This is a genomic window from Pelomonas baiyunensis, from assembly GCF_043555935.1.
Lineage (GTDB): Bacteria > Pseudomonadota > Gammaproteobacteria > Burkholderiales > Burkholderiaceae_C > Pelomonas > Pelomonas baiyunensis.
In genome coordinates this window covers 133,958-148,775 of record NZ_JBIGIB010000003.1, presented here as the reverse complement: position 1 = coordinate 148,775, position 14,818 = coordinate 133,958, and the positions used below count along the sequence as shown (strand labels likewise).

Below are 14,818 nucleotides of genomic sequence, written 5' to 3'. Positions count from 1 at the left end.
CGGGAGCGCCACCGCCGCCGGGCGCTAGCCTCGCGGCATGCACCGTGCATTCACGGGCCTGATCGGCCTGACCACCTACGCGCTGACGCTGCTGGCCATGGCGGCCCTGGTGGCCTTCACCGCGCCGTTTGGCTGGCCCTGGGGCGTGAACCACGGCCCCACCGGCCCGTGGGACCTTGCCGTGACCATGGATGTGGCCCTGCTGGCGCTGTTCGGCTTGCAGCACAGCCTGATGGCCCGGCGCCGCGTGAAAGCCTGGCTGGCACGCGCCTGCCCGCCGGCGCTGGAGCGGTCAACCTACCTGCTGGCCACCTGTGCAGCGCTGGCGGCCCTGATGCTGCTGTGGCGTCCGCTGCCGCAGCCGGTGCTGTGGCAGGCCGAAGCGCCGGCCGCCGTGGGCGCGCTCGGGCTGCTGTGGGGCCTCGGCTGGGGGCTGGCCGCGTGGAGCACATTTTTGCTGGACCACGCCGAGCTGTTCGGCCTGCGGCAGTCGCTGGGCTGGGCCCGGCCGAATGACTCCGCCAACCTGCGCACGCCCGGCATCTACCGCTGGGTGCGGCACCCGCTGTACTTGGGCATGCTGATCGGCCTGTGGGCCACGCCGCGCATGACCGCGGGGCACGCGCTGCTGGCGGGCGGCCTGAGCGTGTACGTGGCCCTGGGCATGGCGCTGGAAGAGCGCGACCTGATCGCCCATTTCGGCGAGGCCTACCGCCGCTACCGGCAGCAGGCTGGCGCCCTGTGGCCCCGGCTGGGCACCCGGCGCGACATCTCCCACTGAAAGGCCCCGCCACACACCGCGGGGCGGGGTGACTTGTCCACAGCCCCTTCGTAAAATTCGGGGTTTGCCCGAGCCCTCGCGCGGGCTTGCGTTCTTTCCAGGATCGAGATGCTCTACCCCAAGGAATTCGACGTCATCGTCGTCGGTGGCGGCCATGCCGGCACCGAAGCGGCCCTCGCCAGCGCGCGCATGGGCGCGCAGACGCTGCTGCTGACCCACAACATCGAAACCCTCGGGGCGATGAGCTGCAACCCCAGCATCGGCGGCATCGGCAAGGGCCACCTCGTGAAAGAGGTGGACGCGCTGGGCGGCGCGATGGCCCTGGCCACCGACGAGGGCGGCATCCAGTTCCGCATCCTGAACGGCAGCAAGGGCCCGGCCGTGCGCGCCACCCGCGCGCAGGCCGACCGCATCCTCTACAAGGCCGCCATCCGCCGCCGGCTGGAGAACCAGCCCAACCTGATGCTCTTCCAGCAGGCCGTGGACGACCTGATGGTGGAAGGCGACCGCGTGGTGGGCGCCGTGACGCAGGCCGGCATCCAGTTCCGCGCCCGCGCCGTGGTGCTGACGGCCGGCACCTTCCTGGACGGCCGCGTGCACGTGGGCCTGCAGAACTACGCCGCCGGCCGCGCGGGCGACCCGCCGGCGGTCAGCCTGTCGGCGCGCCTGAAGGAACTCAAGCTGCCGCAGGGGCGCCTGAAGACTGGCACGCCGCCGCGCATCGACGGCCGCACCATCGACTTCTCCAAGTGCGAGGCGCAACCGGGCGATCTGACGCCGGTGCCGGTGTTCAGCTTCATGGGCAGCACGGCCATGCATCCGCAGCAGGTGCCGTGCTGGATCACCCACACCAACGCCCGCACGCACGAGATCATCCGCAGCGGCTTCGACCGCAGCCCGATGTTCACCGGCGTCATCGAGGGCGTGGGCCCACGCTACTGCCCGAGCATCGAAGACAAGGTGAACCGCTTCGCCGACAAGGACTCGCACCAGATCTTCCTGGAGCCCGAGGGCCTGACGACGCACGAGTTCTACCCCAACGGCATCTCCACCTCCCTGCCCTTCGACATCCAGCTGGCCGCCGTGCGCAGCATCCCGGGCCTGGAGAACGCCGACATCATTCGCCCCGGCTACGCGATCGAGTACGACTACTTCGACCCGCGCGGGCTGAAGAGCAGCTTCGAGACCAAGGTCATCCAGGGCCTGTACTTCGCCGGCCAGATCAACGGCACCACCGGCTACGAAGAGGCGGCTGCCCAGGGCCTGTTCGCCGGCCTGAACGCCGCGCTGCAGGTTCGCGGGAATCCACACTTTTCGGGCCCCTGGACGCCGGCGCGTGACCAGGCCTACCTCGGCGTGCTGGTGGACGACCTCATCACCAAGGGCGTGACCGAGCCTTACCGCATGTTCACCAGCCGGGCCGAGTTCCGCCTGCAACTGCGCGAGGACAACGCGGACGCGCGCCTGACCGAAGTGGGCCGCCAGCTGGGCCTGGTGGACGACGAACGCTGGGCTGCCTTCAACCGCAAGCGCGACGCTGTTTCACGTGAAACAGAGAAGCTCAAGAGCACCTGGGTGCATCCGGGCATCCTGCCCGCCGCCGACGCCGAGCGGCTGGTGGGCAAGGCGCTGGAGCGCGAGTACAACCTCGCCGACCTGCTCCGCCGCCCCGGCGTCGACTTCAACACCGTGGCCGAGGTGGCCGCCATTGCGAAGCCCGGCCTGGCTGTTTCACGTGAAACACTGGCGGCCGAGCTGGGTGCCGAGCTGGCCGACCTCGTGGCCGAGCAGGTAGAGATCAGCGTCAAGTACGCCGGCTACATCAACAAGCAGGTGGACGACGTGGCCCGCGCAGCGCACTTCGAGCACCTGAAGCTGCCGGAAGACCTGGACTACAGCCTCGTCCACGCCCTCTCCTTCGAGGCCCGCCAAAAGCTCAACACCCACCGCCCCGAGACCCTGGGCCAGGCCTCGCGCATCTCCGGCATCACCCCGGCGGCCATCTCGCTGCTGCTGGTGCACCTGAAGAAGGGCAAGTTCAAGGGCTTCACCACCGAAACGGAAGCGGCATGAAAGACACCCTCCAAGCCGCCGCCACCCAACTCGGCCTGAACCTCAGCGACACCCAACTCGACCAGCTGCTGGCCTACCTCGCCCTGCTGCAGAAGTGGAACAAGGTCTACAACCTGACCGCCGTTCGCGACCCGGCGCAGATGCTGAGCCACCACCTGATCGACAGCCTCTCGGCCCTGCCGCCGTTGCTGCGCCATGGTGCCCCCCAGCGGTTGATGGATGTGGGCGCTGGCGGTGGGCTGCCCGGCGTGGTGATTGCCATCTGCTGCCCCAGCACCGATGTGACCTGCGTGGACGCCGTGGCCAAGAAGGCCACCTTCATCCAGCAGGTGGCCGCCGAGCTGAAGCTGCCCAACCTGCACGGCGTGCACAGCCGCGTGGAGCAGCTGGCCACCGCGCCCTTCGGCCTCATCACCTCGCGCGCGTTTGCGTCGCTGGTGGACTTCACCTCGCTGACGCGCCAGCACCTGGCCCCGGGCGCGGTCTGGATGGCCATGAAGGGCCAGCACCCGGCCGAAGAAATCGCCGCACTGCCGGCCGACGTCGAGGTGTTTCACGTGGAACAACTGTCCGTGCCCGGGCTGGACGCCCAGCGCTGCATGGTTTGGATGCGCCCACGCTGAAAGCCCGAGGGGCGGGCAGCCCCCTCGCTTAAACTGGCCGCCCCACCCCGGCCGCGCTCCGCGCCCACCCCATGTTCGGCATCGCAGACTACGGCGCCTTTGTCGCTGCCATCGTGATCTTTCTGGCGATCCCGGGCCCGGGCAACCTGGCGCTGATCACCTCCACCGGCAAGGGCGGCATTCGCGGCGGGCTGGCCGCCACGCTGGGCATCATTGCCGGCGACCAAGTGCTGCTGTGGCTGGCCGTGGCCGGCGTGGCCGCCTTGCTCACCGCCTACCCCGCCGCCTTCCATGCCGTGCAGTGGCTGGGCGCGGCTTACCTCGCCTGGATGGGCTGGCGCATGCTGACGGCCAAGCCGGGCGAGGCGCCGGTGCTGAACATCCGCCCCCGCCACTACTTCCGGCAAGCCGCCCTCATCACGCTGCTCAACCCCAAGGCCATCATGTTCTACATGGCCTTCTTTCCGCTGTTCGTGGACCCGGCCCGGCACCAGGGCGCACTCACCTTCGCGGCGATGGCGGCCACCATCGCGGCACTGACCTTTCTGTACGGCCTGATCGCCGTGCTCCTGACCCACGCCCTCGCCGCCCGACTGCGCGCCCAGCCCTGGATCACGCGCACGCTGAACCGGATCGCAGGCGTGTGCCTGCTGGGCTTCGGCCTCCGGCTGGCCCTGTCCAAGTAGCCCCCTCCCGCAGCATCCACAGCCCCAGAAGAAGATGGCATCCAAGATTTTCTGCGTCGCCAACCAGAAGGGCGGCGTCGGCAAGACGACCACCACCGTCAACCTCGCCGCCGGCCTGGCCAAGATCGGCCAGCGCGTGCTGGTGGTGGACCTGGACCCCCAAGGCAACGCCACCATGGGTTCGGGCATCGACAAGCGCAAGCTGGAGACCACCGTCTACGACGTGCTGCTGGAGTCCGCCACCATCGCCGAGGCCAAGGCCCACGCCGAAAAAGCCGGCTACGACGTGCTGGGTGCCAACCGCGAACTGGCCGGCGCCGAGGTGGACTTGGTGGCCCTGGAACGCCGCGAAGCCCGGCTCAAGGCCGCGCTGGCCGAGGCGTCGAAAGACTACGACTTCGTGCTCATCGACTGCCCGCCGTCGCTGTCCATGCTCACGCTCAACGGCCTGTGCAGCGCCCACGGCGTGATCGTGCCCATGCAGTGCGAGTACTTCGCGCTGGAGGGCCTGACTGACCTGGTCAACACCATCAAGCAGATCCACGCCAACCTCAACCCCGACCTGCAGATCATCGGCCTGCTGCGCGTGATGTTCGACCCGCGCATCACGCTGCAGCAGCAGGTCAGTGACCAGCTCAAGGCCCACTTCGGCAACAAGGTGTTTGACACCGTCATCCCCCGCAACGTGCGCCTGGCCGAAGCGCCCAGCTACGGCCTGCCGGGCGTGGTGTTTGACCCCAGCTCCAAGGGCGCGCAGGCCTTCATCGAGTTCGCGAAAGAAATGGTCAAGCGCATCGAGACCATGCGGTGACCGCGCTGCGCCTGCGCCCCATGACCCCGGCCGACGCTGACGCGGTGGCCGCCCTGCACGCGGTCAGCTGGCGCAACACCTACCGGGGCGTGTTCACCGACCACTACCTCGACCACGAAGCCGACACCGAACGCCGCACCGCCTGGCGCGACCGGCTGCAAACGGCGCCCGCCCCCGCCGACTGGGGCCTGGTGGCTGAAGACGCTGCCGGGCGCGTGGTGGGCTTCGCCTACGTCCAGCCCGACCACGACCCCACCTGGGGTGACTACATCGACAACCTGCACGTGGCGCCCGACCTCCACGGCGCGGGCCTGGGCCGCCGGCTGATGCAGGCCGTGGCCGAGCGGCTGCAACGCGACGGCTCCACCCGCCCACTGCACCTGTGGGTGCTGGACGCCAACACCGCCGCCCGCCGCTTCTACGAACGCCTGGGCGCAGAACTCCACGGCCCACAACTCAGCGACCCGCTCGCCGGCCAGCAGCACCCCGTGTGGCGCTGCGTCTGGCGCCAACCCGCCCGCCTGCTCGACCATGCCTGACCTGTCTGCCCTCGCGCTGCGCGCCGAACGCGCCGGCCTCGACGCCAGCGCCCCGCCCCAGCAGACCGACATCGACGGCTGGCTGATCCGCCTGTCGCCCGGCAAAGCCAAGCGCTCGCGCTGCATCAACGCCCTGCGCGAAGGCACGCTGCCGCTGGACGAACTGCTGGCCCGCTGCCAGCGCGCGTTCGATGCCGCCGGCCTGCCGCTGGCCGTGCGCGTGACGCCCTGGAGCCAGCCGGCCGACCTGGACGCCCACCTCGCCGCCAAAGGCTGGGGCGCGTTCGACGCGGCCGATGTGATGGTGCTCGCCGACCTCGCCCCCGAGCCGGCACCCGCGTCCCTCCAGGCCCTGGACGCCCCCACCTACGCCGCCACCGTCGGCGCCCTGCGAGGCTCCTCGGCCACCGCCATCGCCGCGCATGCCGAGCGCATCGCTAACGCCCCCGTCACCTACCAGGGTTTCGCGCTGAACGACGCAGCCGGCCAGCTGCTGGCCTGCGGGCAGATGGTGGTGGCCGGCGACCTGGTGGGCCTGTACGACATCTTCTCGGCCGTGCCCGCCCGAGGCCACGGCGAGCGCCTGTGCCGCGCGCTGCTGGGGCTGGCCCACGCCCAGGGCGCACGCCACGCCTACCTGCAGGTGGGCAGCGACAACGCGGTGGCCCAGCGCCTGTACACGCGGCTGGGCTTCGTCTTCGCCTACCGCTACCACTACCGCAGCCCCGAGGCCGAACTGGTCTGACCGCGGCCGACGCGGCACAGGCGGCCGTGTCCCTTGTTTGCAGTTCGCCCGCGCCACGGGCAGCCGCGTTGTGTGGGCCAACATCCCGGCTCCCACTTCACGCCCTGCCATGACCCTGCGCCCTGCTGCCCTCGCCTTGCTGGCTTCTTTGGTGTCCCTCACGGTCGGCAGCGCCGCCCACGCCGCGGAGGGTTGGCCCACCGCCGATGTGAAAGGCAGCGCCGACCACCCCGTCATCAGCCGCTTCACCGGCAGCCTGCTGGTGGGCTACGCGCAGCAAGACTGGGCCGCGGTGCAGCAGCCCAGTGCGGCCGGCCTGTCCAAGACCGAACGCAACAAGTTTGCGGACCCGATCTCGGCCGAAGGCAAAGTCACCCGCCTGTTCTACCTGGGCCCGGCGGGCAAGACGCCGCTGGAGATCTTCCGCAACCAGCAGCAGGCCCTGATGGCCGCCGGCTTCAAGCCGCGCTTCAGCTGCGAGCTCAAGAGCTGCGAACCGGTCTACTTCGCGCTGGACACCGACACCCGCGGCCAGGGCATGAACTGGTCGCCCGGCGCGCTCATCGGCGTGAAGGGCAGCAACTTCCAGGGCGCCCGCTGGGCCCTGCCCATGTCCCTCAGCACCGACGAGGCCCGCATGACCGTGGGCACGCTCAGCCGCGGCGGCAGCACCGTGCAGCTGCTGGTCTACACCTCCATCGCCGAGAACGAATACACCGACCGCGCCGCCAGCTACATCGAGATCGTCGAGCCCAAGGCCATGCCCACCGGCCAGGTCACGGTGGACGCCAAGGCCATCAGCGCGGGTTTGCAGGCCGAGGGCAAGGTGGCGCTTTACGGCGTGCTGTTCGACACCGGCAAGACCGAGCTCAAGCCAGACAGCAACGCCCAGCTCGACCAGATGGCCGCCGTGCTCAAGGCCCAACCGGCGGCCAAGGTCTTCATCGTCGGCCACACCGACAACGTCGGCGCCGTGGACGCCAACCTCAAGCTCAGCCAGGGCCGCGCCCAGGCCGTGGTGGCCGCGCTCACGCAGCGCGGCATCGCGGCCAGCCGGCTGGCCGCGCACGGCAACGCCGGCTATGCGCCGGTGGCCTCCAACGCCAGCGAAGACGGCCGCGCCAAGAACCGCCGCGTCGAGATGGTCTTGCAATGAACCCGAGGACCGCCATGCGTCACCGCAACCCGCTTTGGTCCCCGCTTTACACCCCGCTTACCGCTGCGCTGCTGACGGCCACCCTGCTCGCCAGCGCCCTGCCCGCCCACGCCGCCGATGGCTTCGCCCCTGACGCCCCCGGCGGGGCCGACCACCCGCTCATCAAGCGCTTCGCTGGCTCCTGGCTGGCCGGGCAGCGCGTCATCGAATGGGACGCCGCCGCCGTGCCCGCCGCACCCGAGTTCCAAAAGGCCGACAAGTACAAGTTCAAGGACCTCGTGGAACTGGAAGGCAAGGTCACCCGGCTGCTGTACATCGCGCCGCGCGGCAAGGCGCCGCTGGAGGTGTGGCGCAACTACCAGCAGGCGCTGAACGCCGCCGGCTTCAAGCCGCGCTTCGTGTGCGAGCGCGACTGCAGCGACCTGTACTTCGCGTGGTCGCGCCAGCTCGACCCCACCAAAGGCTTCACCTGGGCCAAGGGCGACGTCGACACCCCCACCGGCAGCCGCTACAGCCTCACCTCGGCGTTGAGCTACGACCAGGGCCGCATGCTGGTGGGCACGCTCGGCAAGGCTGGGCACGAAGCCACCGTGCTGCTCTACACCTCCGTGGCTGCCAACGCGTCCACCGGCCTCGTCACCACCTACCTGCAGGTCATCGAACCCAAGGCCATGGCCACCGGCCAGGTCACCGTGGACCCTGCCGCGCTGCAGGCCGGCCTCGCGGCCGACGGCCGGGTCACGCTGACCGGGCTGTTCTTCGACACCGGCAAGACCGAGCTCAAGCCCGAGTCCAGCGCCCAGCTCGACGCCATGGCCGAGCTGCTGAAGCAGCAACCTGCGCTGAAAGCCTGGATCGTGGGCCACACCGACAACGTCGGTAGCTTCGAGGCTAATGAGAAGCTCAGCCTCGCCCGCGCCCAGGCCGTGGTGGCGGCGCTGACCGCCGCGCCCTACAAGGTCGAGCCCAAACGGCTGACGGCCCGCGGCCTGGCCTCGCTGGCCCCGGTGGCTGGCAACGTCGACGACGCCGGCCGCGCCCGCAACCGGCGCGTGGAGCTGGTGGCGCAGTGAGGCGCACACCGCCCTCGCGAACCGGCTGCCGCTTGGGCGCAGCCAACACAATGGGCTGAACTCACCCACCCGCACCATGAGCTACGTCATCCACCTGTTCGAGCATCCCGGCCCCGCCACGCTGGCCGAAGCCGCCTCGCTTCACGAACGGCTCAGCGCGACCCCGGCAGGCCGCAACGAGCGCCTGCTGCGCTGGGCCAACGCGATGCAGGCCCGCTTCCCGGCGGACCACGCCGGCTGGCTGGAAGGCGCGCCCGATGGCGACACGGGCGGCTCGGCCGTGCTCAGCGTCGGCCTGACCCACGCCGGTCTCGACCGCCTGCTGCCGGCCGCCGTCAGCCTGGCCCTGCCGCTGGGCCTGTGTCTGTTCGACGAGCAGGCCGGGCGTTGCTATCTGCCCGGGGGCTGGGCGCTGACGCCGCGTGGGCGCTTTGCGCTGAAGCCCGCCGCCGCGGCGCCGGCCGCTGCACCCACCGCACCTGCACCTGCCGCACCTGCCGCCCCGCGGCTGGAGCCCGGCAGCGGACCCTGGGCCCTGCAACGGCTGTTGAAGCGCATGGCACCGGAATTGGAGGCGCATGGCTTCCGGGCCTTCCATCGCATGAGCCGCCTGCGCTTCGCGCGCACCGTGCCCATGGGCATCCAGTCGCTGACCCTGGTCGCCTGGGACGGGCCCAAGATCCAGCCGTCGGTCGAGCTCGAGCCCCTGCTCCCGCATGCCCTGGTGCGGGCGATCCGGCCGGGCCGGACGCTGCCCTGCCACACCCACCGGCTGGGCGGCCTGCCGCGCTTCGGCGCCGCGGCCCAGGAACGGCCCGACCCCTGGTACACGGTGCGCTGCAGCGAGCACGAGATCGACGCACTGGCCGATGCGCTGCTGGCGTGGTTTGTCGATGCGTTCATACCCCTGCTCGAGGCCTGCCGGGACCTGCCCGGCATCCTGCGCTGCGAGGGCCCTCAGGAGGCTTTGCCGGCCCACGTGGGCACGAACCGCACCCAGCTGGCCCTGCAACACTGGGTGCACGGCGGGGACCTCAGCGACGCTGCCCGCCGGGTCGCGACCCTCACAGGCACCCGCCCCGAGATCGCCCTGCGCGCCGCCCAAGTGCTGCAGGCCCAGTCCCGCTGGGCCGGCACCTGGCGGCCGATGGCCGCGCCCAGCCAGCTGTACGACGAGGACGAGGCCGTGAGTGCACCGGCGCTGGCCGAAGCCGCATTGCCGCGTCTGCTCGGCGTGGCGCAGGCCCACGGCTTCCAGCTCGTCGAGCAGGGCCCGCTGATGCTGCGCCTGCGCCGCCAGTCCACCGAAGTCGAGCAGACCCTTTGCGTCGAGGTGAAGCCGCTGTCCCTGCCGGGCGCGGAGCTGAAGGTCGAGATGCTGTGGCAGGCCCCCGCCCTGACCGCCCATTGGCTTGCCACCCTGCCGGGCGCCCCAGCCGCGCTGGGCACCTGGCAGGACAGCGGCCCGCCGAGCTATCGCTGGCTGCGCGGCCCGCTGGAGCTGCTGGGCATCGACAGCGGCGACCTGAACCTTCAAGTCCAGTGGCCGGACGAGCTGGCCGACCATGTGCAGTTCGCCGAGCAGGCCCTGCGTGACAGCATGGTTCGGGCCTTCGACCCAGCCCTGCGCTGGCAGGGCCTGGCCGCGCAACTCCCCAGCGCGCAAGACTTCAGCCGCTGGGCCGGGATGCACTGGATGTCCAGCTCCCTCAGCCTTCTTCAGCCAGGCGGCTGGGCGGCCGTGCTGATGCTGGCCAGTCTGTACCGCCAGGACGCCGCGGCCTATGCCCAAGCCCTGCGCGCCGCCCACCTCGCCGACACCCTCGAACCCCTGCTGCAGGCGGTGGAAGCCGGGCGCGGCGCGCCCCAGCGCTGATCGCCAAGGCCGCCGATCACCCGCACGCGGGCCGTGGTGGCTGCGCGGCCGACGGCGCGGCGCTCAGGCCGGGCCTGCCGCGAAGGCGTAGAGCAGCGCGGGCCAGCCGTCGATCACCTCGCGGCGCGGCAGCACCGGCGCCCCGGTGATCTGCGCCAACGCCTGTGTCCAGAACGCTTGGGCGGGCGTGTTGCGCTCCAGGTGGTAAACCTCCCACCGGCCCGGGTGGCGCTCGATCAGGGCCTGCGCCAGGCGCCGGCCCAGGCCGTGCCCGCGGTAGCGGCGCGCCACAAAGAAGTAGCCCAGGTTGAACTGGGCCGCCGGGTCCAGCACCTCGTCGTCCACCACTGCAAAGCCCGCCAGCTCGCCGGCCACCCGGAGGGTGTAGGGCACCACCCCCGGCCGCGCCCAGTACGCCGCCTTCGAGCGCAGCTCGTACAGGCCCTGGGGTCCGAAGTCGATCGGGTACCACGCGCTGAGTTCGTAGTTATAGAACTGCATGAGGTTCTCGATGCGCTCGAGATCCTGCGGTGTGGCGCGGTCGATGACCGCAACGTCGGGTGGGCAGGTCATGGGAAAACTCCGAAACATGGCAGCGCGCCCGGCACCGGCAGGGCACGCCCCCGGGGAGGAGGTTCAGTCCGGCGCTGACAGCCGGTCGCCCAGCCAGCCCAGCACCCGCTCGTCCTGAAAGTAGTTGCAGTGGTGCGTCGTCGCGCTCGGCCCCAGATCCTGCCAGTGCGGCGGCGTGAGCCAGCGCTCACCTGCGGCGTTCATCGAGGCGCTGTCCACCACCAGATCGTTGGGCTGGTCGAACACGAGATCGGCGCCGTAGTACAGGCCCTGGTCTTTCAGATGGGTCACGCGCTTCCAGAGTTGCCACAACGGCGTGTCCACCTCCGTCGGCCGGAAACTGCCGCCAATCGCGTGCAGCTCGGCCCGGGTGTCCAGCGGCCACAGCTGGGCCAGCTCCAGGTTGTTGGCCACCCGGCCCTGGGCCAGCAGGCCCGGCACCAGGCCCACCGCCGCGTCGGCCAGCGGCGTGCGGGCGCCCAGCTGCAGCACCCGGCCCAGCGCGCAGGCCAGGCCCGCCACGCCCAGCGCCAGCGCGCCCACGCCGGGCGGCGCGGCCATGCCGGTGCGTGCGGCCGTGGCTGTGACGGCGTCCGCCAGGCTGGCCAGCGTGTTGAGCGCCTGGCGCAGCTTGTCAGGAGCCGCGAGCGAGGTGCCCGCCAGCGGCGAGCCCACGAACACCGCCCGGCGCGCGCGCAGGGCCGGCGCCATGCGCAGCAGCCACGCGATGACCAGCCCGCCGCGGCTGTGGCCCAGCAGGTCCAGCTCGGCCGTGGAGCCCGACAGCGCCTCACTCAGGGCATCCCGCAGCGCCAGCGCGTTGAGCCAGGGCGACACCGCCAGCGTCGGGTGGTCAAACGCCAGCAGCGCGGCGTAGGGGCCGCCCGCCTGCGTCCAACGCGCCCACAGCGCCCGGCCGGCCGGCGTGGCGGCGAATTCCTTCTCGTACATCGCGCTGGCGCTGAAGGTGCCGTGCACCAGCACCAGCGCCCGGCCCTTCAGCCCTGCCAGACACCCCGCCGGCAGCGGCACCCAGGCGCGGCCGTCCCAGCGGCGCAGGCCGTCGGCCGGCCGCCCCAGCGTGCCCAGCACCGGGTTCAGGCGCTGGTCCAGCCGCTGCAGGGCGGCGGTCACCTCGTTTTCGCCCAGTTCGGGGAAGGTGAAGCGCTGCACCGTCTCGCGCGGCTGCAGGGCGTCCACCCGCCAGCTGCGCCGGCCGGGCGCCGGCACCGCGCGGGCCTCGGCCGGCTCGTACACCCAGCGCAGCAAGCCGTCCTCGCGCACCAGGCGCACGGCGGCCTGGGCGGGCGCGGCAGCGGCCCCGCTCCCCCGGCGGCCGGTTCGGTCCGGCGCAATTGCTGTGGCGGCGTGTGGCGCGGCCAGCGCCTGGGCCACCCCCGCCCACAAGGCGTCTGGCCCGTTGGAACCTGTGCTCGCGCTCATGGCGCTCCTCCCACCCAAGGCAGCGGCGTCACCAGCGCGCGGCGGGCCGCCCGAATGTCCAGCAGCGACTCGAAACGGTCCCCCGCCCCGAGGGCTGCAATGCCCGCCTCGATCGCCTCGATGAAGCCGCCGTGCTGCGTGAGCTTCACGGCCTCCAGCGGCACCAGCTTGCGCTCGCGAATCCAGGTGGCCACCTCGGGCCAGCTGGCGCGGCCGGCCTGCCACGACACGCCGCGCGCCGGGTCGGCGCCGCTGTCGGCCGCGGCTTCGGCCAGGCCCGCCTGGCTCATCTCGCGCAGGCCCAGGTATTCGTCGCGGAAGCTGTCGTGCCGCCACCAGCCGGGCAGGGCGTGGCCGTCCAGCAGAAAGATCACCGGGTGGATGTCCACCAGCTCCAGGCAGGCGGCGAACAGCAGCGCCAGGTCGATGCAGGTGCCCGCGCCTTCGGCCTCCACGGTGGACGGCGTGCGCAGGCGCTGCGAGTCGCGCCCCGCGCTGTAGGCCGGCGGCGGGTTGATGTAGCCCAGCTGGCGGTCGTGCAGCAGCGCGGCCCACAGGGCTTCGACCTGGCAGTCCACGCGGCGCAGCAGGGCGTCGTCTGCCGGCCCGCTGCGGCCCAGCGCGGTGGCCGGCACGCCCTGGTAGCCCTCGAAGCCGGCGCTGGGGTCGTCGCGCAGCACGCGGTTGTAGCGCTGGGCCTGCTGCACCACGCGGCTCACGGCCGGGTCGCGCGGCAGCACAAAGGACGGCAGCCAGCGGCCGTCGTGCGCGTTGTCGCGCCACTGGTCGGCCGGCAGCAGGCGCAGGCGGTGGCTGTCGTCGTGCAGCACCTGCGCGCCCTGCACCACGCGCACCCGCAGCGTGGCCAGCACCGCTTCGCGCAGGCCGCGCACGGTGTCGGCCGCCAGCGGCAGGTGGATGCGCTCGGCCAGTTTTTCGCGCTGCAATTGCAGCGTGAGGTGGCGCTCGAAGCGCACCTGCTCGGTGCCGGTGTCCAGCGTCACCTCGATGTCCACCGGCGCCGCCTGGGCGGGGTCGTCGCAGCTGAGCACGAAGTGCCGGAACAGCGGTTGCGCGTTGTGCAGGGCGGCGAAGTTCAACTCCGCCAGCGGCTCGATCTGGCAGCGCACCGGCGGCCGCGCGCGCACGGGTTCGGGCGGGGCGCCGCGTGGCACAGGCTCCGCCTCGCGGCGGGGGCGGCGCTTTTCGGCGGCGGGTGGCGCGAGCACCGGGGCGCCGGCCCACAGCGTCACGCCCGTGGCGTCCACCGCACCGGGCAGTTCGCGCACGATGAGCCAGGCCCGCTCGAACGCACGCGGCAGGTCAAAGCCGTTGGCGAACAAGCCCTGCAGCAGCTGCACGAGCATGAACTCGGCCAGCGCGTCGTCGAACGCATCCTGAAAGCCCACCGCCGCCAGCGAGGCGCCCTCGCCCACCATCAGCGGCGCCAGCCGCGCCGCGCTGTTCCACACGTTGAAGGTGGTCAGGTAGATGGGCACCTCGGCGCCCTGGGCCGCCTGCGCCGCAACCCGGGCCAGCACCTGGGCCGGCACCAGCTGCGGCTCGCCCTCGGGCCCGCGCAGCAGCAGACCGTCCACGCGGGCATGGCGGTCGGCCAGCAGGGCGTCCAGAGCCCAGGGCTGCGCAGCGGCGCCGGGCTCGCTGCCGCGCACGCTCACGCGGCCCGGCGTGGCGCCCAGGCGCTGCAACTCGCGCAGGCCTTGGTGGGCATCCACCCCGGCGATGTGCAGCAGCGTGGGCTGGAACTCGCGCAGCGCCTGCGCCAACTCGTCCAGGCTGGGGTGCTGCAACACGCGCAGGGTCACCACATCGGCCGGCAGCGCGCGGCGGAACTGGGCCAGCTCGGCGTCCACCGGCCAGGCGGCACGCAGCTCCGGCGGCAGCGCGGCCACGAACAGCGCACGCGGCGGGCGCGGCAGGGCCACGCGTGGCGGCGGGCGCACCGTCCATTGGCCCCGGTCTTCCAGCTGCACCTGCAGCTCGCGAATCACCGTCAGCGGCTGCGGGCGGCCCGTGGGGCTGCGCCGGCGGCTGCGCGTGGCGGCGGCCAGCAGGTACTCCCAGGGCAGCACGCGCCCCTCCCAGCCCAGCGCCTCGTGGCGAAAGGGCATGCGCACCACCAGCAGCGGCTCGCGCGCCAGGGCGTCCAGCCGGGCTTCGTCCAGGCCCAGCGCGGCCAGGCTCTCGCGGGCCGAGGCTTCCAGTTGCTCACGCAGGGCCGGGTCGTGCACCCAGCGCTGGCGCGATCGCACCACGTGGGTCCAGCGCAGCGCCTGCTGGGCCAGCAGCTGCCGGCCGTCGTCCGCGGGGGCCCCCAGGGGCCGGCCCCGGCGGTCGCTGGCACTGGCCAGGCACACCCCGTTCAGCCACGCCCGTGGCGATGACCCCGCTGCACCCATCGTCCGCTCTCCCTGCGCT

General features: G+C 72.0%; 13 protein-coding genes. 10 read left to right on the top strand and 3 right to left on the bottom strand.

What is annotated here, in order from left to right:
- Positions 1-37: 37 nt before the first annotated feature.
- From ACG01O_RS11150 to ACG01O_RS11105, 10 genes are all read left to right on the top strand, one after another.
- Complete coding sequence (locus ACG01O_RS11150; RefSeq protein ID WP_394384508.1) at positions 38-781, top strand: methyltransferase family protein; 744 nt, start codon at positions 38-40, stop codon at positions 779-781.
- Positions 782-889: 108 nt separating this feature from the next.
- Positions 890-2,854 carry a tRNA uridine-5-carboxymethylaminomethyl(34) synthesis enzyme MnmG gene (gene mnmG, locus ACG01O_RS11145; protein ID WP_394384506.1) on the top strand — a complete coding sequence of 655 codons (1,965 nt, stop codon included), beginning with the start codon at positions 890-892 and terminating at the stop codon, positions 2,852-2,854.
- The gene (gene rsmG / locus ACG01O_RS11140; RefSeq protein ID WP_394384504.1) at positions 2,851-3,477 is read left to right on the top strand and encodes a 16S rRNA (guanine(527)-N(7))-methyltransferase RsmG; all 627 of its coding nucleotides are present in this window, start codon (positions 2,851-2,853) and stop codon (positions 3,475-3,477) included. The genes mnmG and rsmG overlap by 4 nt, the downstream gene beginning before the upstream one ends.
- A 71-nt stretch (positions 3,478-3,548) precedes the next feature.
- Complete coding sequence (locus ACG01O_RS11135) at positions 3,549-4,163, top strand: LysE family transporter (protein WP_394384503.1); 615 nt, start codon at positions 3,549-3,551, stop codon at positions 4,161-4,163.
- Between the two features lie 34 nt (positions 4,164-4,197).
- A complete protein-coding gene (locus ACG01O_RS11130) occupies positions 4,198-4,974 on the top strand; it encodes a ParA family protein (RefSeq protein WP_394384501.1) in 777 nt (258 codons plus the stop codon).
- Positions 4,971-5,513, top strand: coding sequence for a GNAT family N-acetyltransferase (locus ACG01O_RS11125; protein WP_394384499.1), 543 nt, complete (start codon positions 4,971-4,973; stop codon positions 5,511-5,513). Before ACG01O_RS11130 ends, ACG01O_RS11125 begins: the two co-directional genes overlap by 4 nt.
- A complete protein-coding gene (locus ACG01O_RS11120) occupies positions 5,506-6,258 on the top strand; it encodes a GNAT family N-acetyltransferase (protein ID WP_394384497.1) in 753 nt (250 codons plus the stop codon). Before ACG01O_RS11125 ends, ACG01O_RS11120 begins: the two co-directional genes overlap by 8 nt.
- A gap of 109 nt (positions 6,259-6,367) precedes the next feature.
- A complete protein-coding gene (locus tag ACG01O_RS11115; RefSeq protein ID WP_394384495.1) occupies positions 6,368-7,414 on the top strand; it encodes an OmpA family protein in 1,047 nt (348 codons plus the stop codon).
- A 14-nt stretch (positions 7,415-7,428) separates the two neighbouring features.
- Positions 7,429-8,487 carry an OmpA family protein gene (locus ACG01O_RS11110; protein ID WP_394384493.1) on the top strand — a complete coding sequence of 353 codons (1,059 nt, stop codon included), beginning with the start codon at positions 7,429-7,431 and terminating at the stop codon, positions 8,485-8,487.
- A gap of 76 nt (positions 8,488-8,563) precedes the next feature.
- A complete protein-coding gene (locus ACG01O_RS11105; RefSeq protein ID WP_394384491.1) occupies positions 8,564-10,363 on the top strand; it encodes a hypothetical protein in 1,800 nt (599 codons plus the stop codon).
- 63 nt (positions 10,364-10,426) lie between these two features.
- Here ACG01O_RS11105 and ACG01O_RS11100 read toward each other — a convergent pair whose 3' ends face one another.
- The 3 genes from ACG01O_RS11100 to ACG01O_RS11090 all read right to left on the bottom strand — a co-directional run bounded on the left by ACG01O_RS11100 (position 10,427) and on the right by ACG01O_RS11090 (position 14,757).
- Entirely contained in the window at positions 10,427-10,936 is a 510-nt protein-coding gene (locus ACG01O_RS11100) for a GNAT family N-acetyltransferase (RefSeq protein ID WP_394384490.1), read from the bottom strand.
- 63 nt (positions 10,937-10,999) lie between these two features.
- Positions 11,000-12,379: an esterase/lipase family protein gene (locus tag ACG01O_RS11095; protein WP_394384488.1), complete on the bottom strand. Its 1,380-nt coding sequence runs from the start codon at positions 12,377-12,379 to the stop codon at positions 11,000-11,002.
- Positions 12,376-14,757 carry a hypothetical protein gene (locus tag ACG01O_RS11090; protein ID WP_394384486.1) on the bottom strand — a complete coding sequence of 794 codons (2,382 nt, stop codon included), beginning with the start codon at positions 14,755-14,757 and terminating at the stop codon, positions 12,376-12,378. Before ACG01O_RS11090 ends, ACG01O_RS11095 begins: the two co-directional genes overlap by 4 nt.
- Between the last annotated feature and the right edge of the window lie 61 nt (positions 14,758-14,818).